The following is a 19,201-nucleotide window of genomic DNA, read 5'->3' as shown; positions in this document are numbered from 1 at the left end:
GCGGTTGCGTCCGCAAATGCATCACAGGCGCTTGCGAATTGTTCTCAAAAGTGGCAGGCATCCGCTAACCCGTAACCGTTTAGCAGGAGCTGCCCGATGCTGAACACGACCGCCCGGTGGGCGCTCGCCCTCCCGCTCTGCATTCTTGCGCTTTCCGCATGCGGCGACGGCGGTGAGGCGGAGGGTCCCGGCGAGGTCAATATCTTCAGCGCGCGCCACTATGCCTCGGACGACGCGGTCTACGCTGCCTTCACGGAGGCAACGGGGATCGCAGTCAACGTGATCGAGGCCGATGGCGACCTGTTGATCGAGCGCGTACGCACCGATGCCGAGCGCTCGCCCGCCGACGTGATCATCACGGTCGATGCCGGACGTCTCTACCGCGCCGCCGAGGCCGGGCTGTTCCAGCCGGCCGGCATCGACGACGCACTCGAGGCGATACCCGCCTCCCTGCATCATTCCGACGATCTGTGGTTCGGCTTCGCGACCCGTGCGCGCGTCATCGCGTACGCAAAGGCCCGTGTCGATCCGGCCGAAATCCAGACCTACCAGGACCTCGCCGATCCGCGCTTCGCCGGCCGGGTTTGCGTGCGCTCTTCCAACAATGTCTACAATCAGTCCCTGCTCGCCGCGCTGATCGAGCGCCTCGGACCGGAGGCGGCCGAAGCCTGGGCGCGTGGCGTCATGGAGAACATGGCCCGCCCGCCCCAGGGCGGGGATATCGACCAGATCCGGGCCGTCGCAGCCGGCGATTGCGACGTGGCGCTCGTCAATCACTATTACTGGGCCCGCATCGCCCGCTCCGACAATCCGGCCGACCGGGCGGTCGCAGAGGCGACGGCCCTGATCTTCCCGAGCCAGCAGAGCGGAGGCACGCATGTCAACGTGTCCGGCGCCGGCCTCGCGGTCGGGGCGCCGAACGCGGACAACGCGCGCGAATTCCTGCGCTTCCTGCTCTCGGAGGAGGCCCAGCGGGCGTTCGCCGAGCTGACCAACGAGTTCCCCGCCGTGCCGGACACCGCCTACGACAATGCGCTCCTGGAGGAACTCGACGGCTTCGAAGCCGATCGCCTGCCCGTCAACACGCTCGGCGAGAATGCCGCCGAAGCCCAGCGCATCTTCGACCGCGTCGGATGGCAGTAGCCGACATCCACGATGAGGTCGCAGGGCCGTCCCGTACGCGGGGCGGCTTTGCGCCTTTGTGGGGCGCCATCGCCGTGGCCGGCATCTGCGCCGCGCCCCTGATCGCGGTCGCGGTGGTAGCCATGTTCGGCCCCTGGACGGACTATCTGACACACATCGCCGGGACGCGATTGCCCGCCTGGCTCGTCAACACCGCGCTCGTCGGCGCGATAGCGGCGGCCGTGGCCGGCACGGGCGGCGCTGCGGCCGCCTGGCTCGTCGCGCGCTATGCCTTCTTCGGCCGCAGCAGCTTCGAGTGGTTGCTCGCCCTGCCGCTCGCGATGCCGGCCTATGCGGCCGCCTATGCCTGGTACGATCTCACCCAGGCGGCCGGACCGCTCGCCGGGATCGTGCCCACGGTGCGCGGCCCGCTCGGGGCGGGCCTGATCTTCGGCTTCACGCTCTATCCGTATGTCTACCTGCTCGCGCGCGAGGCCTTCGCGGCGCAGTCGAGCGAGGCCTACGACGCGGCGAGGACGCTGGGCTGCGGCCCGCTGGAGGCCTTCCGGCGGGCCGCCCTGCCGATGGCGCGCCCGGCGATCGCGGCAGGCCTCGCCCTGGTGATGATGGAATCGCTCGCCGATTTCGGCGCGGTGGTCCATCTCGGCGCGCCGACCCTCTCGGTCGGCATCGTCCGCGCCTGGGCCGGGGAAGGCTCGGTCGCCGACGCGGCACGCCTCGCCCTCGTCCTCGTTTCCCTCGCCTTCCTGGTCTTCTTCCTGGAGCGCCTGCAGCGCCGACGTGCGCGCCAGAGCGCAGCCTCGGGCCGCAAGCGTCCGGCCCGCCGAGTCGCCCTCTCGCCGGCGAGGAGCGCGCTGGCGGCGGCTTTCCTCCTCCTGCCCCTGCTCGCGGGCCTCGTCATCCCCCTCGCCCGGCTCGGCTGGCTCGCCATCCACGCCCCGCTGGCGCGCGATCTCGCCTCGGCGCTGTGGCATTCGCTGCTGCTGGCGGGCCTGTCGGGTACGATCGCGGCCGTCCTCGGCCTGACCGCGGCCTACGCGCTGCGCACCGGCCGCGTCGCCGCGGTGGTCGCCGCGCGCCTGGCCGGGCTCGGCTACGCGGTCCCCGGCGCGGTCGCGGCCGTCGGGGTGCTCGCCCTGTTCGGCTGGCTGCAGGACGGATTCGACGCGCTCTGGGACGGTCCGTTCCCGGTCCTGCTGACCGGAGGCATTGCCGGGCTTCTCTTCGCCTACCAGTCGCGCTTCGCCGCCGCGGCGATCGGCCCGGCCGAGAGCGCCCTCGCGCGCATCACGCCCACACTCGACGGCGCGGCGCGCACGCTTGGCGCGCGGCCCCTGGATCTCGCGCTGAAAGTCCACTGGCCGCTGGTGCGTCCCGGCGCGCTGCTCGCCGGCCTCCTGGTCTTCGTCGAGGTCCTCAAGGAACTGCCCGCGACGATGATCCTGCGGCCCTTCAACTTCGACACGCTCGCCGTGACCGCCCATAACTACGCCTCCGACGAGCGACTCGGCAGCGCGGCCCTGCCCGCCTTGCTGATCGCGCTCGCGGCGCTCGGACCCATGGTCTGGATCGCCCGCCAGATGACGCGGGCCGAGCGCCTGGTACGGGAGGCGCGCGGATGAAAGGCGATCTTCTGGAGGTACGCGAGGCCACGGTGAGCTTCGCCGAGGGCCGGCCGGCGGTCGACCAGGCCTCGCTCAGCCTCACCTGCGGGCGGGTGACCGCGCTGCTCGGGCCCTCCGGCTCGGGCAAGTCGACACTTCTGCGCGCGATCGCGGGGCTGGAGCGCCTCGATGCCGGCGAGATCCGCTTCGCCGGAAGGACCTGGAGCGGCAAGGGCGTGCACCTGATGCCCGAGGAACGCCACTGCGGGGTCGTCTTCCAGGACTATGCCCTGTTTCCCCACCTTACCGCGCTCGCCAATGTCGCCTTCGGCCTGCGAAAGGGCAGCAAGCCCGAGCGGCGCGAGACCGCGCGCGCACGCCTGGCCTCGGTCGAGCTCGCGCACAAGGCCGGCGCCTATCCCCACGAGCTTTCCGGCGGCGAGCAGCAGCGCGTCGCGCTCGCACGCGCCCTGGCGCCCAGTCCCGACGTCATGCTGCTCGACGAGCCCTTCTCCGGCCTCGACCGGCGTCTGCGCGCCGAACTGCGGGCGGCGAGCCTGAAGGCCCTGCGCGAGGCCGACACGGCCGCCCTCATCGTCACCCACGATGCGGAGGAAGCCCTCGCCGTCGCCGACGAGATCGCGCTGATGAACGCCGGCGAGATCGTCCAGGTGGGATCGCCCGACCGGCTCTATCTCGCCCCGGTCAGCGAGACAGCGGCGCGCCTTCTCGGCGATGTCGAGGTGTTCGAGACCCGCATCGCGGCGGGGCGCGCCGACACTCCGCTCGGCGCCGTCGCGGCGGACGGGTTCGAGACCGGCGAGTACGCCAAGGTGCTGCTGCGCCCGGAAGGCATCGTCATCGACCGTGCTGCCGGCGAAGGCGCGCTTGCCGACGTGAGCGACCGCCAGCCCGCCGGCGGGGCCGCGATCCTGACCCTGCAGCTCGAGAACGGACGGCGCGTCTGCGCGCGCGTGCCGGTCACCGATACGATACGAGCCGGAGACGCGGTCCGCCTCCGGCTCGACGATCGGTTTGCAACCGTGGTGAAGGCCTAAGCCGCCTTCGCCTTCTTCTCGGCCGCTTCGGCGATGCGCTCGCGCGCGATCTTGTCGGCGACGACGTTGGCGGGCTTGCCCTCGGATTCGGCGCGGTCCATCACCTCGGCGAGGGTGGACTTGAGCACCTTCAGCTTGCCCTCGACCCACCTGGCGTCGAATTTCGGGTCGAGATCGCCCATGATGTTGATGATGCCGCCGGCATTGATGACATAGTCCGGGGCGTAGAGGATGCCGCGCTTCTGCAGCTCGGCGCCCATCTCGCGGGTGGCGAGCTGGTTGTTGGCCGCGCCGGCGACGGCCTTCACCTTCAGACGGTCGATCGTGTTCTCGTTGATCACCGAGCCGAGCGCACAGGGCGCGAAGATGTCCGCCTCGACATCGTAGATCCTGTCCTTGTCGACCAGGGTGGCACCGACGCGGCGGGCGAGTTCGCTCACCGCCGGCTCGTTGATGTCCGCCAGGAAGAGGTCAGCACCCGCCTTGTGCAGGTGATCGACGAGATAGGCCCCGACATGGCCCGTGGCGCCCTGCACGGCGATCTTCACGCCGGAAAGGTCGGACTTGCCGAGCGCGCGCTCGGCCGCGACCTGGATGCCGAGAAACACCCCCTTGGCGGTAACCGGGGACGGATCGCCCGTACCGCCGGGCAGGCCGACCACATAGGGCGTCTCGCGGCGCGCGTTCAGGATGTCGGCCGGGCTCACACCGACATCCTCGGCCGAGTAGTAAAGCCCACCGAGTGCATCGATGGCGCGGCCGAAGGCCTCGAACAGGGCGGTGCGGTCGAACTCGCCGGCCGGCTTCATGATGACCGACTTGCCCCCGCCCAGCGGAAGGTCGGCCATGATGTTCTTGTAGCTCATGCCCTGGGAGAGGCGCAGCACGTCGGTCAGCGCCTCGGCAGAGTCCGCGTAGGACCACATCCGGCAGCCGCCGATCGCCGGTCCGTTGGCGGTCGAGTGCACCGCGATGATCGCCTTGAGACCGGTCTTTTCGTCGTTCGCGAAAAGCACCTTCTCGTGATTGTCGAAGGATTTGTGTTCGAACACGCTCATACGCGGGGAGTCCTTTAATAGCGCTGTCGTTCGGAGCGGGGCCCGAGGCATTTGTCCGGACCAATTATGTTGCCGGATCAATACCCTCCGGGCCGGTCGCGCGAGGGTCTACCCGCTCGCGCGCCGGCACGCAAGCAAGGCGCGGACAAAGGTCTGTGAGGCGTCAGGCAGCCGCCCGGAGAATGCTGCGGATGCGAGATCGCAGGGCTGGAATTACCTCACTCTCGAACCACGGATTTTTCCTGAGCCAGTGATTGTTCCGCCAGCTCGGGTGCGGCAGCGCAGCAAACTGCGGCCAGTAATCTCGCCAGCGCAGCACCGTCTCGGTCAGGGTGCGCCCGGCCCCGGCCCCGAGATGGAAGCGCTGCGCGTGCGCGCCGATCAGGAGGGTGAGCTGCACATCGGGCAGCGCCGCCCCGCAGCGGTGTTGCCAGAGCGGGGCGCATTCCTTCCGGGGCGGCTTGTCGCCGCCCTTCGCGTCGAGGCCCGGAAAGCAGAAGCCCATCGGCGTGATCGCGAACAGGCGCGGATCGTAGAATTCGGCCGAACTGACCGCCATCCAGTCGCGCAGCCGGTCCCCGGACGGGTCGGTGAAGGGCGCGCCGGATTTCTGCACCCGCGTGCCCGGCGCCTGGCCGACGATGCGGATCACCGCCTGGCTGGTCCCGGTCAGAACCGGGCGGCAGGGATGGGCAAAGGCCGGTTGGCAGACGCGGCAGGCGCGCGCCTCCTCGGCCACGTCCTCGAACCGCTCAACCGCCATCGCCGCCCTCGTGCGGCAGCGCCAGGCGGTAGACTCCCTTGAAGTTTTCCGGATCGGCCGGCCTGCCCTTCCTGAGGATCGTGATCCTGCCCTGGCGGGCGAGATGGATGGCCGCCTGGCGGACCGGACGCATGTAATCGTTCCACGCCTCGCCGAAGGCCTCCTTCGCCGCCTCGGACGGGCAGATGGACTTGCCCGGCCCGCGGGCATGGACGAGATCGAGAATCGCGGTTTCGATACGGTCTTGAGTGCTCATGACATTCAATTAGGACCTTCAATGCGCCGCGACCACCGCCCCTACTGGATGCATGCGCTGTGGGAGCGCTTCGAGAACGCGTGGACCGGCCATTTCCTCGCGCCCCATTTCGACTCGCTGGGCGAGGAGCCGAAGGTGGTGCGCCCCTGGAACGTGGAGGTCTTCGGGCCGAACGTCCATGCGGGCAAGGCGATCCACATCGTGTCCAGGAAGGACCAGCCCGTAAGCTTCACCGTCTGGGCGCCGGGCGATGCGCCCGGCGAGATCCGCATCGGGGACTGCTGCTTCTTCGCCGGCGGGGTCCGCATCCTCGCCGCCGGCTCGATCCGGATCGGGCATGCCTGCCTGTTCGCGAAGTCCGTGACCGTCACCGACAGCGACTGGCACGGCCTTTACAACCGCGTCGATCCGAGGCCCGAAAGCCGGCCCGTGGTGATCGGGGACAATGTCTGGATCGGCGACGGCGCCTTCATCGGCAAGGGCGTCACCATCGGGGACAATGCGGTCATCGGCGCGCGCAGCGTCGTCACGAAGGACATCCCGGCCAACGAGGTCTGGGCCGGCAATCCGGCACGCAAGGTGAAGGAGCTCGATCCCGATGGGCCGTTCGAGACGCGTCTCGACCTCCTGGGCCGCCCGATCGAGGTCGAGCGCTTCTTCGACCAGGCCTATCGCGACGCGCTGAGGGGAAATTCGACGCTGGGCTGGCTGCGCACGAAGGTCTGGCCGAAGCGGGGGGACTGAAACGCGCAAGATCCTGAAAGCGGCACTCCCCGCCGGGCGGTATCACGGACGCAAGGGAGGCCCACGCCATGAAACGCATAGCCACTTTGCTGATCGCGCTTGCCGCCGGGGTCTCGACGAGTTTCGCCCGGGAGGAAGACCCATTGCTTCACAATGACATGCAATCTGCTCACATGACGGCGGAGGAGCGCGAGGTCTGGCACGTGATCGAGCGCTGGAACGATGCCTTCGCGCGCAACGCGCCGGAGGAGTATTTCAGCTATGTCGATCCGTCCATCGTCGTCATGACTCCCGCGAGCCCCTATCGGGTGGAGGGCATTCACGACGATCGCCAGGAGTTCGAGTTCGGTATCCGGATCGGAACGACGCGTGTGTCGATGTTCCAGGAAATGCTTCCCCTGGTGCGGGTCTTCGGCGACACGGCGCTGGTGACCTATTTCCACAGAGGCTATTACGGCGCGGACGGAGAGGGCCGAAGCCTGAACCTGAAGGAAACGACCGTCCTGCGGCGCGTCGACGGCGAATGGAAGCTGATCCACATTCACGTTTCCCAATGATGGGAGAGGTCACCTTCGACATCCGGCCCCTCGCGCTCTCCGACTGGCCCGTCCTCGAGACCCTGTTCGGCGGCAACGGCGCGTGCGGGGGCTGCTGGTGCATGTACTGGCGCGTGCCCAGCACCGGCCAGTACTGGCAGGATCACAAGGGTGAGCCGAACCGGCGCGCCTTCGAAGCGCTGGTGCGCACCGGTGCCGCGATGGGCATGCTTGCCTTTGCCGAAGGGGAACCGGCCGGCTGGCTCAGCCTGGGCTGGAAGGAAGAATTCGCCTACCTCCAACGCTCTCCCAGGCTCTCCGGAGACACGGGGAACACGATGAGCGTCACCTGCTTCTTCATTCCGGCCGCCTGGCGCGGGCGTGGCCTCGCCACGGCCCTACTGACACGCGCGATCGACCATGCACGACGTCTCGGCGCCGGCTATCTCGAAGGCTACCCGTCGATACCCCGGTCGAACGCGCGCATTCCGCCGGCCTTCGCCCATACCGGCGTGCCGGAAATGTTCGAAGCGGCCGGATTCGAGCGCTGGCGAGAGGCCGGTGGCCGGGCGATCTACCGTGTTTCACTGAGCCAGTAGCGCACGCGCCGCGCTCGGGGTCCGTCCGTACTCGCGCCGGAACGCGGTGGTGAAATGGGCATGGCTGGAGAAACCGAGATCGAGCGCAAGTCCGGTCAGACCTTCTTCGCCTGCCGCGATCCGGTCGAGGCCGATCGCGAGCCGCGCCCGGTTCAGGAAGCGGTAGAGCGGCTCGCCCGTGACGTGCCGGAAGCTTCGCGTGAGGTGACAGGGCGACACGCCCAGTTCACGTCCGATTCCTTGAAGCGTCCAGCGCTGCGCGGGGGCCTCCAGGACAAGCGCCTTGGCTCTTGCCGCCATGTCGGCGAGGCGAACGCGCGTCCCGGCCCGCACCCGGTCGGGGCTCCCATTGCGTCCGGCTTCAGCCGCCGTTCCGGCCAGCGCGATCGCCTCCTCCTCCACCTCGAGCGGTTCACAGGCGCCGCCCGCCAGCCGTGCGAGCAGCCCGCGGTGAGCCCACACTGCGGAACTGGGAAGGGACAGCCCGGGCGAAGGGTCGCGGCATCCGTCCCGTGCGCCACCCAGGAGGCGCAGGTGGATATCCTCGCAGAACCGGAATTCGGTCGTGATGTCTCCGCAACCGGCCGGGTGGCTTATCCTGAACTCGTCATCGGATCGGAATACGGCAGCCGTGAGAGGATCGACGAGCTGACAGTGCCGGCCGCGGTGAATGGCGAATGCACCGCGCTGTACGAGGACGAGCGAGGAGTAGGCCGCCCCTTCTTCCGGGCCGAGTGCGCGGTCGCACACCCGGCAATGCACCGACTGGACGGTCAGCAGGGTGGAACTGAACAGCGCCTCGAACCTCATCCGCCCAGTATACGGCCGGCCCGACAGCTGGGGAAGAAGCCACGCGCCCAAGCGAGGACCGGGCGGGCGCCGGCATCGATAGCTGCCATGCGAAATCGGCACTGGTGCCCGATGTCCCGTCCGCCTATACCGCCCGCCGCAGGGGGCTTCGCGCAACACCGGAGCCGGGACATGACCACGCGTTCGATCGCCTTACTCGCCTTCACGCTGCTTCTCATGGGCACGACGCTCGGGCTTGCCGGGACGGACCTTGTCCTGCCCGCCGTGCCGAGCCTGCCGGAAGCGCTCGGAGGCAGCCCGGCGCTCGCCCAGCTCGTGCTGGCCGCCTTCGTCGCGGGCGCGGGGCTCGGCCTGGTCGCGTTCGGCGAGCTCGGTGCACGGTTCGATCCGCGTCTGCTGCTGATCGGCTCGCTCGCCGCCTACGCGTCGATCTCGGCGCTGTGCGCGCTCGCGCCAACGCTCGAACTCCTCGTCGCCCTGCGCTTCCTGCAGGGCCTGACCGGTGCGGCCGCAGCGGTTTTCGCGCCGGGCATGATCCGCCAGCTGTTCGAGGAGCGCAGCGCCGTGCGGGCAATCGGGCTGCTGGCCAGCGTGGAGTCTCTCGTGCCCGCCCTCGCCCCGATCGCCGGGGTCTGGCTTCTGCACGCCTTCGGCTGGCAGGGTAACTTCCTGACCCTCGCGGTCCTGGCCGGCGCGGTCGCGATCGCGGTGCTGGTCCTGAAAGACCGTCTTCCGGAGCCCCAGGCGCGCTCGCTCACCGGCGGATATGGCCGCCTCCTCGCCGATCCGGTTTATCTGCGCTATGCGCTGAGCCACGCCGCGACCCTCGGTGCATTGCTGACCTTCGTATTCGGCGCGCCGGCGGTGATCACCGGACCGCTGGAGGGCAGGCTCGCCGATTTCGTGACCATGCAGGTCACCGGCATCGCCTTCTTCATCCTCGGCGCAAATCTCGCCGGGTGGCTGGCGGACCGGTTCGGGCCAGAGACCATGATTCTTGCCGGATCGGCCCTGTCGGCGCTCGGCGCGCTGGCGATCCTTGCCTATGCCGTCGCGGGCGGAGGCGAGCCGCTGGTCATCGTCGCGCTCTTCGTGCCGATGAATCTGGGCCTCGGCTTTCGTGGCCCGCCGGGCTTCTACAAGGCCGTCGTCGCGTCGCGCGGCGACGACGCGCGCGGCGCCGGGCTCCTGCTGCTCATCGTGCTGCTTGTGGCGGCCGGCGGGACGGCGGCGGCGGCCCCGTTCATCACGCAGGGCCTCGCGCCCCTGGCGCTCGCCGCGGCGGCGGTGTCCGGGCTTTCAGTGGTGCTGCTGGTGGCCCTGCCGAGGCTGGAGACGGAAATGGGCGGGCCGTGACGCCCCGCAGAGCCGCTGCCCCGCGGGGAATCAAACTGCACGAGCCCCCGGATCGCCTCTGAGGGCCATCCGGGGCTTTAGTGCGAGGTAGAGGACGTCACTCCGCCGGGGTCTCGACCGCACCGCCGCCAACGGCCTCCGCCTCTTTCTCGAGCTTGCGGCTCACCCAGTTCGGGGTCTTGGTGTAGCGCCCGAGCACGGCATAGGCGGCCGGGATAACGAACAGGGTGAAGAGCGTGGCGACCATCACGCCCGTGAAGATCACCACCCCGATCGTGATCCGGCTCTCCGCGCCGGGCCCCGAGGCGACGACCAGCGGGAATGCCCCGATCGCAGTGGAGATGCCGGTCATCAGGATCGGGCGGAAGCGCGTCTCGGCCGCGTCCAGCGTCGCGGTGAGCAGGTCGCGGCCCTGTTCGCGCAGCTGGTTGGCGAATTCCACGATCAGGATACCGTTCTTCGCCGCGAGGCCGATGAGGATGACGAGGCCGATCTGGGAGAAGATGTTGAGGCTCGATCCGGCCATGTAGAGCCCGAACAGCCCGCCCGCCACAGCGAGCGGCACGGTCAGCATGATCACCAGGGGCTGGATCAGGCTCTCGAACTGCGCCGCCAGCACCAGGAAGACGATGAGCAGCGCCATGGCGAAGGCGAAGAAGATCGCGTTCGAGGCGTCGAGATATTCCTTCGCGCCGCCGAGATATTCGGTGCTCATGTCGCGCGGCAGGTTGGCCCGCGCCCACGTGTCGAGCCACTCGACCGCCTCGCCGAGCGTGTAGCCCTCGGCGAGCGTCGCGGACACGGCGATCGCGCGCTGGCGGTTGACGCGGTTGCGTTCCGACGCCTCGCCGACCTCGCGCAGGGTGACGAGATTGGACAGCGGGATGAGCTGATTGTCGATCCCACGCACGTAAAGCGCCTCGAGATCGGCCTGGCTCGCCCGCTCCTCGCGCCGGTTCTCCATCAGCACGTTATAGGCCTCGCCCCGTTCGATGAACTGGCCGACGCGGCGCGAGCCGAGATGGGACTGCAGCGTGCGCCCGATATCGGCGACGTTCACGCCGAGCGCCGCGGCACGTTCGAGATCGATGTCCACGAGCAGGCGCGGGCTCGTCGGCTCGTAGTCCTTGCGCGCGCGCATGAGATTGGGGTTCTGCGTCGAGATCGCCTCGATGAGGAGCTCGGCCTCGGCATTGATCGCCTCGTACTCGCTGCCCTGAATGACGAACTGTATGTCGTCGCCCCCGCCCCCGCCGGTCAGCGAGGAGCGCATGGAGGCGAAGGCGCGCACGCCGGTGAGCTGGCCGAGCCGGGCATTGATCTCGCTGACGATCTCCTCGCCGTCGCGGCGCTCGCTCCAGTCGACCATCGTGCCGATCAGCACGCCGGAATTGAAGCCGCCCCCGCCCCAGCCCGGCGAGACGATGAGGACGCGCCGCAACTCGCCCGCCTCGACATAGTCCATCATCACGTCCTCGACCTCGAGCGACTGGCGGGCCATGTAGTCGAAGCTTGCCCCTTCCGGTCCGGCGAAGAAGCCGAAGAAGCTGCCGCGATCCTCCGGCGGAGTGAGTTCGCCGGGCAGGCGCAGGAAGAGGAAGGCCGAGCCGGCGAGCGCGATCAGGAGGACCGGCACGATCGCCCAGGGCGCCTTCAGGGCGATCTCGAGGCTCTCGCGGTAGCTGCGGCGCGCCCGGGTCACGGCCGCCTCCACCCAGCGCGCGGGACCCCTGGCCTCGGCCGTGGGTCGCAGGAGTTTCGAGCCCATCATCGGCGACAGGGTGAGCGCGACGAAGCTCGAGAGGATCACCGCCCCGGAGATGGTGACGGCCAGTTCGGTGAAGATCCGGCCGATGAATCCCGGCAGGAAGATCAGCGGCACGAAGACCGCGACGAGGGTGGCAGTCGTGGCCACCACGGCGAAGAAGACCTGGCGCCCGCCGCGCAGGCTCGCCAGCGCGGGCGGCTCGCCCATGTCCACCCGGCGCTGGATGTTCTCCAGCACGACGATGGAATCATCGACCACGAGGCCGATCGAGAGCACCAGAGCCAGCAATGTCAGGATGTTGATCGAGAAGCCGAACGCGGCCAAGATCGCGAACGTGCCGATCAGGCAGACCGGCACCACCGCGGCCGGGATGATCGCCGCGCGAAAGCTTCCCAGGAAGAGGTAGATCACGAGCACGACGAGCGTCGCGGCGATGGCGAGCGTACGCCAGACCTCCTTGATCGATTCCTCGATGAACACGGTGTCGTCGGAGGCGGAGATGAGCTGCATGCCCTCGGGAAGCCCCGGGCGCAGGCGCTCGGCCTCGGCGTGGATCAGGTCGGCGACTTCCACGGCATTCGACTGGCTCTGCCGCACGAAGCCGAGCCCGACCATGTTCTGCTCGTTGCCGCGAAACAGGGTGCGCGGCTCCTCCGCGGCGAGCTCGACATCGGCGACCTCGCCCAGGCGCACCACGTGTCCGTCGCGCGCGGCCCGGATCGGCATGCGCTCGAACGCTTCGGGAGCGGAGAACAGGCGCTCGACGCGCACCACGATCTGGGTGTCGGACGTCTCTACGGAGCCGCCGGGCAGCTCCACGTTCTGGGTGCGCAGGGCGGTGTCGATATCGGAGACGGTGATGCCGCGCGCCGCCATGGCCTGGGGATCGAGCCAGAGGCGCATGGCGTAGCGGCGCTGGCCGCCGATGCGCACCTGCGCGACACCGTCGATCACCGAGAAGGGATCGACCAGATAGCGCTCGGCATAGTCGGACAGCTCCTCCGAGGTCATCCGGTCGGAGAGCAGGTTGTACCAGAGGAAGGGGCGCGCATCGCTGTCCTGCTTCTGGACCTCGATCTGCTCCACGTCGGGCGGCAGCTGGTCGCGCGTGCGGCTGACCGCGTCGCGCACGTCGTTCGCCGCGGCCTCGATGTCGCGGTCGAGGGTGAAGGTGACGGTAATGCGCGACCCGCCCTGGCGCGAGGAGGAGGTGACGGTCTCGATCCCGTCGATCCCGGACAGCCGGTCCTCGATCACGCGCGTGACCTGGTTTTCCACCGTCTCGGCATCGGCGCCCGGATATTCCGCTGACACCGAGACCACGGGCCGGTCGACATCGGGCAGCTCGCGCAGCGGCAGGGACCGCAGGCCGAGAATGCCGAACACGACGATCAGCGCGCTGATGACGAAGGCGAGGACCGGCCGGCGGACGGCGACGTCGGAGAGGGTCATTCCCGGCCTCCCGCCGTCTGCGTACCTGCGCGCGCTCTCACCTCTGCGCCGCGCTCGCCTCCGCCTCCCTCGCCTTCCGCCGCAGAGGCATTGAGGCGTTCGGCGATCATGACCGGTGCGCCGTCCCGGACCCGGTGAATGCCCTCGGCGACCACGGGTTCGCCGGGAGCGAGGCCGGCGCGAACCTCGAGCAGGTCGCCGGACTGGCGCCCGAGCTCGACCTCGCGCTGGATCGCGCGGCTGCCGCGTTCGCCCTCGCGGACCACGAAGACGTAGACATCGTCCCCGTAGCGCAGCAGCGCCGAACCGGGGACCGCGGGAGACTCGCGCACGTCGCGGCGCACCTCCACGGTCATCAGCTGGCCGGGGCGCAGCCGGCCGTCGCGATTGTCGATTTCCGCGCGCACGGTGACGGCGCGAGTGACCGGATCGACGCGGCTGTCGATCTGGGTGATCTCCCCCCGGAACACGGCGTCGGGGAAGGCGCTCGTTGCCGCCTCGACCTGCATCCCCGCCTCGAGCACGGACAGGAAGCGCTCGGGTACGGTGAAGTCGAGCTTGATGATCCGCGTGTCGTCGAGCCGCGCGATCGGATCGCCGGGGCGAACCAGTTCGCCCGGGCTTACCTCGCGCAGGCCGACCGTGCCGGCGAAGGGCGCCCGGATGATGCGGTCGGCCACGCGCGCCTCGATTGCCTCGACCCGCGCTCTCGCCCGTTCTAGCGCTGCGAGCGCCTCGTCCAGGCGCGATTGCGGCGCCACGCCGCGTTCGGTGAGATCGCGGATGCGGGCAATCTCGCGTTCGGTCTCGCGCAGCGTGGCCCGCGCTTCGGACAGGCCCGCAGCTTCCTCGGCCGCGGAGAGTTCGACGAGGATCTGGCCGGCCTCGACCGCTTCGCCGGAATCGAAATTGATCCGCGCGATCGTGTCGGAAACCTTGGCGGTGACCGTGACGCTCTCGTTCGCGCCGGCCGTGCCGAGCGCCTCGACCACGTCGGCGAATTCGCGCGTCTCAACCGCATAGACTGCAACAGGCACGGCCCGTCCGCCCCAACCCTGTTCGGCCTCATCGCCGGAAAACAGGGCGCGTAGCCCGACCGCGAGCGCCATGAAGGCGAATACCGCGAGGACGGCGATGAGGAAGGCGGCGCGCTGCATGATGGTCTCCGGCACATTCAAGCGCGTGATATGCGCCCTTTGCCGGGAATTTCAAAGCACACGCGCGTGATCGTCACACGCAGTGGCTCAAAATTGCTGCCAGACACCGATGATCGCCGCCGCCTCGTCCGCCATGTCGTGCGCGCGCACCGTGCTCATGACACCCAGCTGGGCGTAGCGCCCGCCCCCGAGCGAGGCCAGCACGGAGACCTGGGCGCGGTGGCCGGAAAAGTCGCGGAGCCGCGTGGTGTCGAGCTCGTGCGACCAGACCGAATAGGTCTGCAGGTGAAGCCGCAGGCGCGAATTGAGTTCCCAGCCGAAGGCCGTGTCGAAGCGGACTTCAGATCCGCCCTCCCCCTCCCGCTCGCGGAGGCCGAGCTGGATCTCGGCGAAGCCGGCCTCCCCGATCGAGCGCCCTACGAGTGCACGCAGGTCCACATCGCCGCCCCCCGTGCCGTGCTCGGCATTGGTCCGGTTCTCCCCGGCGCTCGGCAACGTCACCAGGAGCTGGCCCGAGGCACACCAGCGCCCGAGTCTTGCCAGGTGGACGCGCGCGCCCGCTTCGCTGCCGCCGAAGGTGGCGTAGGTGACCGCGAGCGCCGTGTCGTCGGTACGGATCTCCTCACGGAAGTCCTGCAGCGCGAAGCGTCCGACAAGCGTGATGCGGCCGGTGGCGCCGTATTCGCCGTAGATCGCCGCCTCGCGCTTGAAGAGAACCGCGCCGTCCTGCGGGGCGGCGAGCCGATGCCAGCTCCCGGTGACGATGAGCAGGCTCTCGCCGCGCTCGCGCGGCCACGCTCCCGCCTGCGCCGAAGCGCCGGTCGCGAGGGCGAGGCAGACACCTCCCAGCGCCGCCGCGGCGCGCGATGCGGGCATGAGCGACCTCCCACCGCCGGACCCGGTGGGCGATTGAATACCCCTGCCGCGCGAATGTCGACTCTAAATTGCCCCCTCGAGGAGAATCAGCGGTCGTATCCCGGGCTCTGGCGGTCCACCCGGCCCCGGATGGCGGCCCAGCCGATCTCCTTGAACAGGTCGTTGGTGAAGGCCTGCTCGCCCTGCGCATAGACGCGCTCCTGCATCTTCGTGTCCCACTCGATGAGTTCGGCTCCGCCGGACTGGGCGAGCGTCTGCACCTTGCAGGCCCGCTCGAGCAGATACATGCGCGTATAGGCGCTGAAGGGATGGTCGCCGCAGGTCAGCGTGCCGTGATTGCGCAGGATCAGGAGATTGTGTTCGCCCAGATCGTCGACGAGGCGGGACTTCTCCTCCTCGTCGAGCGCGATGCCCTCATAGCCGTGATAGACCACGTCCTTCATCACGTTCATCGCGAGCTGGGAGATCGGCAGAAGGCCGCGCTTCTGGGCGCTGACAGCGACGCCCTGGTCGGTGTGCAGGTGCATCACCACGTGAACATCCGGCCGTGCAGCGTGGACGGCAGAGTGGATCGTGAAACCGGCCGGGTTGATGCCGTACTGGCTCGGGGGCAGCACATTGCCCTCCTCGTCGACCTTGACGAGGTTCGAAGCGGTGACGTCCTCGAACAGCAGCCCGAACGGATTGAGCAGGAAATGCTCCGGCTCGCCGGGAATGCGCATCGAGATGTGGGTGAAGAAAAGATCGTCCCAGCCGTGCATGAAGGCCAGCCGGTAGAGCGCGGCGAGGTCGCAGCGCGCCTTCCACTCCGCTTCCGAAACCTGGTCCTTCACGGATACGTTTGCGCGGTCGTCCATGGCGTTCTCCTCCACGATATCGCTCTTCCCGAACATCGTTCGGCAATTCTTCCCGGCCAAGGATCGCGCTCCAGTGCGCATCCGTCAAATCACCCGTTTCGACATCCCTCGCGCAGATAACGCGACGGTAACCGTGTTCGGTAACCATGAGCGCCTGTACTGTCCCGGGAGCGTTCATGGCTGCGCCTGCCTTTCCTGCCGAAGCTGACGCGCGCATCCGCCGGCGCGGCGAGCTCGCGCTGATGCTGACATCGGCATGCGTGAAGGCGCCGCCGTCCTGGCGGGTCGCCGACGAGGTCGACGAGTGCCTGCTGGACCTCGCCCGCTCGGCCGAGGCGCGGGTGCGCCTGGCGATCGCGAACCGGCTGGCCGACTGCCCCTGGGCACCGCCCGGCGTGGTGCGGTTTCTCGCAGGCGACGAGCTCGAGATCGCCGAGCCCATCCTCACGCGCTGCCTCGCGCTCGAGGAGGAGGACCTGATCGCCCTGGCCCGGCTCGACGGCGCTCGCCGGTTGATGATCGCCTCGCGCCTGCGTGTCAGCGAGGCCGTGGTGGCCGCCCTCGCCGCTTTCCGCGAGAGCGAGGTTCTAGACCGGCTCGCGCGCAATGACGGTGCCCGGCTCGGCGAGGCGAGCGCGGCCGATTTCGCCGCCGTGGCGAAGGGCGAACGCGAGCTGCAGATCGCCCTCGCCGCGCGCGACGATCTCACCGCGGGCTTTGCGCGCGCGCTGATGGCAGTCGCGGCGCAAACCGTGGCGCAAGTCCTGGCCCGCCGCTTCCCGACGCTCGAGCGGCGCGCCGTGGACGAGGCAGCTGCAGGCGCACTGGCCGATGCCGCCGCGAGCGATCCCGAGGCCGAGGCGGCCCGGCTCGTGGCACGGCTGGAAGCCTCCGGCCGGCTCGACGCGGCCTTCGTGCTGCGCAGCCTCGCCGGTGCGCCCGGACCGGTCTTCGACCACGCCATGGCCCGGCTGTGCGCCATGCCCGTCGGGCTGTGGCGCCGGGCGCTCGGGGCCGCGCCGGTCCGCGCCTGCGCACTGGCCTGCCGCACGATCGGAGCGCAGGACCGAAGCGTCGCGCCGATGGTGCGCACCCTGACCCGCCAGGGCCGCATCCATGCCGTGGACGACAGCGATCTCGCGCGCGCCGCATCCGCGGTTTTCGCCGATTACGACGCCGCGGCCGCAGGTGGCGCCTTGCACGCGCTCGGCGGCGGGGCTTCAATCGCCGCCTGACCGCCAGCGCCGCGAAGGATCCTGACGCATGAAGATCGCCTTTCACGCCGGCACGCGCGAGGATGCGCGCTCGGCCAAGCAGGCCCTCGCCGACAGGCACGGCGAGGTCGCGCTGGACGAGGCCGAGGTGCTGGTCGCGCTCGGCGGGGACGGCGTGATGCTCGACGCCCTGCACAAGGTCATGGGGCGCGACGACATCCGCGTCTACGGCATCAATTTCGGTTCGGTCGGCTTCCTGATGAACGAACCTTCGGACACCGATCTCATCGAACGTCTCGAGCGCGCCGAGCAGGCCGACATCCATCCGCTTCGCGCGGTCGGCGAACGGGTCAACGGGGAACGCTTCGAGGTGCTGGCCATCAACGAGGTGTCGCTGCTGCGCGAGACGCGCCAGACCGCGAAGATCCGCATCTCCATCGACGGCACGGTGCGCATGGAGGAGCTGTCCGCGGACGGCGCGCTGGTGGCCACGCCGGCCGGCTCGACCGCGTACAATTTCTCCGCCCACGGGCCGATCCTGCCGCTCGACGCGCAGCTGCTCGCCCTAACCCCGATCAGCGCCTTCCGCCCGCGCCGCTGGCGCGGAGCCCTGCTGCCCCACGATTCTGTCGTGGAGTTCGAGGTGCTCGAACCGGAGAAACGCCCGGTCTCGGCGGTCGCGGACAACAAGGAGTTCCGCGAGGCGCGCCGCGTGACGGTCTCGGAGGCCGGCGACATCACCCTGCACATGCTGTTCGACGAGGGCCGGGCGCTGGAGGAGCGCATCCTGGTCGAGCAATTCTCCACCTGAGCCCGCCCGCTCCCCGCCTTAGCCGGGCATTAAGCAAATGGCGCTACTGCTCTGTCCGGATGGAGATTCTGGAGTTCGTCTCGTGGCAGACGAAGTCGACACCTCGATGGCCTTCAAGCGCCTCAATATCCTCGTCGTCGACGACAATGCGGCGATGCGCGGGCTCGTGCGTACCGTGCTGACGGCGTTCGGATGCGAGATGATTTTCGAGGCCAGCACCGCCCAGCACTGCGTCGAAGTCCTGCGTGCGAAAGCCATCGACATCATCGTGCTCGACTGGAAGATGAAGCCGGTCGACGGCATCAGCCTCGTCAAGCTGCTGCGAAATCCGAACAAGAGCCCGAACCCGTACGTGCCGATCATAATGCTGACAGCCTATGCCGAGCTGTCCAAGGTGCGCGAAGCGCGCGATGCCGGGGTGACCGAATTCATGGCCAAGCCCTTCTCCGCCGACGCGCTCTACCGCCGCATCCAGTCCATCGTGAACCGGCCGCGCCCCTTCGTGCGGACGAAAGTATTTTTCGGCCCGGACCGGCGTCGGCTAGCCAAGCCGGACTACGAGGGGCCCGAACGCCGCGACGACGAAGTCCAATCCGCCTGAACAACGGGAGCAGTCGATATGAGCCAGCGCGAGAAACCCATCGAGATCATCAACCCGCCCAACATGCTGCGCGTGAAGGTCGGGGGCCGGATTCCGGCGGCCGATCCCGACGCGATTGCACGGGCGGAGAAGGCGCTGGACCAACTCTCCGTCGAATTCGGCGCGTGGCTCGGCCAGGAGGTCGAGAAGCTCGAGGCCGCGCTGGGACGCACCAAGGCGGAGGGCCTCGAGGGAGAGGCAGGCGACGCCCTGTTCACGGTCGCGCACGACCTGCGCGGGCTGGGCTCGACCTATCAGTTCCCGCTGGTTACCCGGATCGCCGCCTCGCTCGCGCGCCTGATCGAGACGCCGGAGAAGCGCGCGGCAATCCCGCTCTCGCTCGCCGAGGCCCATGTCCATTCCATCCGGGCGGCCTTGAACCAGAACATCCGTACCGACGACGACGCGGTCGGCCGTCAGCTCGCCGAGGAACTCGAGACGCGCGTCGTCGCCCTCGTCGGTGAACCGACCTGACCTCGCCGGCTTCCTGAAACGAAGA

At 69.0% G+C, this 19,201-nt stretch carries 19 protein-coding genes; 11 read left to right on the top strand and 8 right to left on the bottom strand.

The annotated features are described in order from the left end of the window. Positions 1–96 precede the first annotated feature (96 nt). From JW792_RS03180 to JW792_RS03170, 3 genes are read left to right on the top strand one after another with little or no spacing between them, the layout of a single operon-like run. Positions 97–1,143 carry an extracellular solute-binding protein gene (locus tag JW792_RS03180; protein WP_135994115.1) on the top strand — a complete coding sequence of 349 codons (1,047 nt, stop codon included), beginning with the start codon at positions 97–99 and terminating at the stop codon, positions 1,141–1,143. Then, positions 1,134–2,765 carry an ABC transporter permease gene (locus JW792_RS03175; protein ID WP_135994116.1) on the top strand — a complete coding sequence of 544 codons (1,632 nt, stop codon included), beginning with the start codon at positions 1,134–1,136 and terminating at the stop codon, positions 2,763–2,765. Before JW792_RS03180 ends, JW792_RS03175 begins: the two co-directional genes overlap by 10 nt. After that, entirely contained in the window at positions 2,762–3,805 is a 1,044-nt protein-coding gene (locus JW792_RS03170; RefSeq protein ID WP_135994117.1) for an ABC transporter ATP-binding protein, read from the top strand. The genes JW792_RS03175 and JW792_RS03170 overlap by 4 nt, the downstream gene beginning before the upstream one ends. Here JW792_RS03170 and JW792_RS03165 read toward each other — a convergent pair. The 3 genes from JW792_RS03165 to JW792_RS03155 all read right to left on the bottom strand — a co-directional run bounded on the left by JW792_RS03165 (position 3,802) and on the right by JW792_RS03155 (position 5,882). Next, a complete protein-coding gene (locus tag JW792_RS03165; protein WP_135994118.1) occupies positions 3,802–4,863 on the bottom strand; it encodes a Leu/Phe/Val dehydrogenase in 1,062 nt (353 codons plus the stop codon). The genes JW792_RS03170 and JW792_RS03165 overlap by 4 nt on opposite strands. Before the next feature lie 163 nt (positions 4,864–5,026). Continuing rightward, entirely contained in the window at positions 5,027–5,626 is a 600-nt protein-coding gene (locus tag JW792_RS03160) for a uracil-DNA glycosylase family protein (RefSeq protein ID WP_135994119.1), read from the bottom strand. Next, positions 5,616–5,882 carry a DUF3253 domain-containing protein gene (locus JW792_RS03155; RefSeq protein WP_135994120.1) on the bottom strand — a complete coding sequence of 89 codons (267 nt, stop codon included), beginning with the start codon at positions 5,880–5,882 and terminating at the stop codon, positions 5,616–5,618. The genes JW792_RS03160 and JW792_RS03155 overlap by 11 nt, the downstream gene beginning before the upstream one ends. Positions 5,883–5,903: 21 nt before the next feature. Between JW792_RS03155 and JW792_RS03150 the strand changes: the two genes are divergently transcribed. The 3 genes from JW792_RS03150 to JW792_RS03140 all read left to right on the top strand — a co-directional run bounded on the left by JW792_RS03150 (position 5,904) and on the right by JW792_RS03140 (position 7,761). Continuing rightward, complete coding sequence (locus tag JW792_RS03150; RefSeq protein WP_135994121.1) at positions 5,904–6,626, top strand: acyltransferase; 723 nt, start codon at positions 5,904–5,906, stop codon at positions 6,624–6,626. Positions 6,627–6,694: 68 nt separating this feature from the next. Then, entirely contained in the window at positions 6,695–7,183 is a 489-nt protein-coding gene (locus tag JW792_RS03145; RefSeq protein WP_135994122.1) for a nuclear transport factor 2 family protein, read from the top strand. After that, positions 7,183–7,761 carry a GNAT family N-acetyltransferase gene (locus JW792_RS03140; protein WP_158291495.1) on the top strand — a complete coding sequence of 193 codons (579 nt, stop codon included), beginning with the start codon at positions 7,183–7,185 and terminating at the stop codon, positions 7,759–7,761. Before JW792_RS03145 ends, JW792_RS03140 begins: the two co-directional genes overlap by 1 nt. Here JW792_RS03140 and JW792_RS17180 read toward each other — a convergent pair. Then, the gene (locus JW792_RS17180; RefSeq protein ID WP_420871264.1) at positions 7,747–8,061 is read right to left on the bottom strand and encodes a helix-turn-helix transcriptional regulator; all 315 of its coding nucleotides are present in this window, start codon (positions 8,059–8,061) and stop codon (positions 7,747–7,749) included. The two genes, JW792_RS03140 and JW792_RS17180, sit on opposite strands and share 15 nt — an antisense overlap. A 681-nt stretch (positions 8,062–8,742) precedes the next feature. Here JW792_RS17180 and JW792_RS03130 point away from each other — a divergent pair. Continuing rightward, the gene (locus tag JW792_RS03130; protein ID WP_135994125.1) at positions 8,743–9,927 is read left to right on the top strand and encodes an MFS transporter; all 1,185 of its coding nucleotides are present in this window, start codon (positions 8,743–8,745) and stop codon (positions 9,925–9,927) included. 97 nt (positions 9,928–10,024) lie between these two features. Here the strand turns inward: JW792_RS03130 and JW792_RS03125 are convergent, their stop codons facing one another. The 4 genes from JW792_RS03125 to JW792_RS03110 form a co-directional block, all read right to left on the bottom strand. After that, on the bottom strand, positions 10,025–13,147 hold the full coding sequence (locus JW792_RS03125; protein ID WP_135994126.1) for an efflux RND transporter permease subunit: 3,123 nt from the start codon (positions 13,145–13,147) through the stop codon (positions 10,025–10,027). Next, positions 13,144–14,304 (bottom strand): efflux RND transporter periplasmic adaptor subunit, encoded by a 1,161-nt coding sequence (locus tag JW792_RS03120; protein WP_135994127.1) that lies wholly within the window; start codon positions 14,302–14,304, stop codon positions 13,144–13,146. Before JW792_RS03120 ends, JW792_RS03125 begins: the two co-directional genes overlap by 4 nt. 87 nt (positions 14,305–14,391) lie before the next feature. Continuing rightward, on the bottom strand, positions 14,392–15,180 hold the full coding sequence (locus JW792_RS03115; protein WP_135994128.1) for a hypothetical protein: 789 nt from the start codon (positions 15,178–15,180) through the stop codon (positions 14,392–14,394). 86 nt (positions 15,181–15,266) lie between these two features. Beyond that, positions 15,267–16,037: a class II aldolase/adducin family protein gene (locus JW792_RS03110; RefSeq protein ID WP_135995212.1), complete on the bottom strand. Its 771-nt coding sequence runs from the start codon at positions 16,035–16,037 to the stop codon at positions 15,267–15,269. 176 nt (positions 16,038–16,213) lie between these two features. Here JW792_RS03110 and JW792_RS03105 point away from each other — a divergent pair, with 176 nt between their 5' ends. From JW792_RS03105 to JW792_RS03090, 4 genes are all read left to right on the top strand, one after another. After that, a complete protein-coding gene (locus tag JW792_RS03105) occupies positions 16,214–17,272 on the top strand; it encodes a DUF2336 domain-containing protein (RefSeq protein ID WP_158291496.1) in 1,059 nt (352 codons plus the stop codon). A gap of 28 nt (positions 17,273–17,300) precedes the next feature. Further along, entirely contained in the window at positions 17,301–18,062 is a 762-nt protein-coding gene (locus JW792_RS03100) for an NAD kinase (RefSeq protein ID WP_135994130.1), read from the top strand. Between the two features lie 82 nt (positions 18,063–18,144). Next, complete coding sequence (locus tag JW792_RS03095) at positions 18,145–18,663, top strand: response regulator (RefSeq protein WP_241095044.1); 519 nt, start codon at positions 18,145–18,147, stop codon at positions 18,661–18,663. Between the two features lie 18 nt (positions 18,664–18,681). After that, positions 18,682–19,176: an Hpt domain-containing protein gene (locus tag JW792_RS03090; protein WP_135994131.1), complete on the top strand. Its 495-nt coding sequence runs from the start codon at positions 18,682–18,684 to the stop codon at positions 19,174–19,176. Positions 19,177–19,201: the final 25 nt, after the last annotated feature.

It is taken from the genome of Marinicauda algicola (genome assembly GCF_017161425.1).
GTDB classification, from domain to species: domain Bacteria; phylum Pseudomonadota; class Alphaproteobacteria; order Caulobacterales; family Maricaulaceae; genus Marinicauda; species Marinicauda algicola.
The sequence above is the reverse complement of the archived record's forward strand: the minus strand, read 5'-3'. Positions and strand labels throughout refer to the sequence as shown.

What these genes read in the sequence shown, in the direction of transcription:
- JW792_RS03110 (WP_135995212.1), bottom strand. Translation starts at nt 16,037, where the DNA reads ATGGACGACCGCGCAAACGTATCCGTGAAGGACCAGGTTTCGGAAGCG.
- JW792_RS03170 (WP_135994117.1), top strand. Translation starts at nt 2,762, where the DNA reads ATGAAAGGCGATCTTCTGGAGGTACGCGAGGCCACGGTGAGCTTCGCC.
- JW792_RS03115 (WP_135994128.1), bottom strand. Translation starts at nt 15,180, where the DNA reads ATGCCCGCATCGCGCGCCGCGGCGGCGCTGGGAGGTGTCTGCCTCGCC.
- JW792_RS03180 (WP_135994115.1), top strand. Translation starts at nt 97, where the DNA reads ATGCTGAACACGACCGCCCGGTGGGCGCTCGCCCTCCCGCTCTGCATT.
- JW792_RS03150 (WP_135994121.1), top strand. Translation starts at nt 5,904, where the DNA reads ATGCGCCGCGACCACCGCCCCTACTGGATGCATGCGCTGTGGGAGCGC.
- JW792_RS03155 (WP_135994120.1), bottom strand. Translation starts at nt 5,882, where the DNA reads ATGAGCACTCAAGACCGTATCGAAACCGCGATTCTCGATCTCGTCCAT.
- JW792_RS03100 (WP_135994130.1), top strand. Translation starts at nt 17,301, where the DNA reads ATGAAGATCGCCTTTCACGCCGGCACGCGCGAGGATGCGCGCTCGGCC.
- JW792_RS03105 (WP_158291496.1), top strand. Translation starts at nt 16,214, where the DNA reads ATGGCTGCGCCTGCCTTTCCTGCCGAAGCTGACGCGCGCATCCGCCGG.
- JW792_RS03130 (WP_135994125.1), top strand. Translation starts at nt 8,743, where the DNA reads ATGACCACGCGTTCGATCGCCTTACTCGCCTTCACGCTGCTTCTCATG.
- JW792_RS03120 (WP_135994127.1), bottom strand. Translation starts at nt 14,304, where the DNA reads ATGCAGCGCGCCGCCTTCCTCATCGCCGTCCTCGCGGTATTCGCCTTC.
- JW792_RS03140 (WP_158291495.1), top strand. Translation starts at nt 7,183, where the DNA reads ATGGGAGAGGTCACCTTCGACATCCGGCCCCTCGCGCTCTCCGACTGG.
- JW792_RS17180 (WP_420871264.1), bottom strand. Translation starts at nt 8,061, where the DNA reads ATGGCGGCAAGAGCCAAGGCGCTTGTCCTGGAGGCCCCCGCGCAGCGC.
- JW792_RS03175 (WP_135994116.1), top strand. Translation starts at nt 1,134, where the DNA reads ATGGCAGTAGCCGACATCCACGATGAGGTCGCAGGGCCGTCCCGTACG.
- JW792_RS03125 (WP_135994126.1), bottom strand. Translation starts at nt 13,147, where the DNA reads ATGACCCTCTCCGACGTCGCCGTCCGCCGGCCGGTCCTCGCCTTCGTC.
- JW792_RS03090 (WP_135994131.1), top strand. Translation starts at nt 18,682, where the DNA reads ATGAGCCAGCGCGAGAAACCCATCGAGATCATCAACCCGCCCAACATG.
- JW792_RS03145 (WP_135994122.1), top strand. Translation starts at nt 6,695, where the DNA reads ATGAAACGCATAGCCACTTTGCTGATCGCGCTTGCCGCCGGGGTCTCG.
- JW792_RS03160 (WP_135994119.1), bottom strand. Translation starts at nt 5,626, where the DNA reads ATGGCGGTTGAGCGGTTCGAGGACGTGGCCGAGGAGGCGCGCGCCTGC.
- JW792_RS03165 (WP_135994118.1), bottom strand. Translation starts at nt 4,863, where the DNA reads ATGAGCGTGTTCGAACACAAATCCTTCGACAATCACGAGAAGGTGCTT.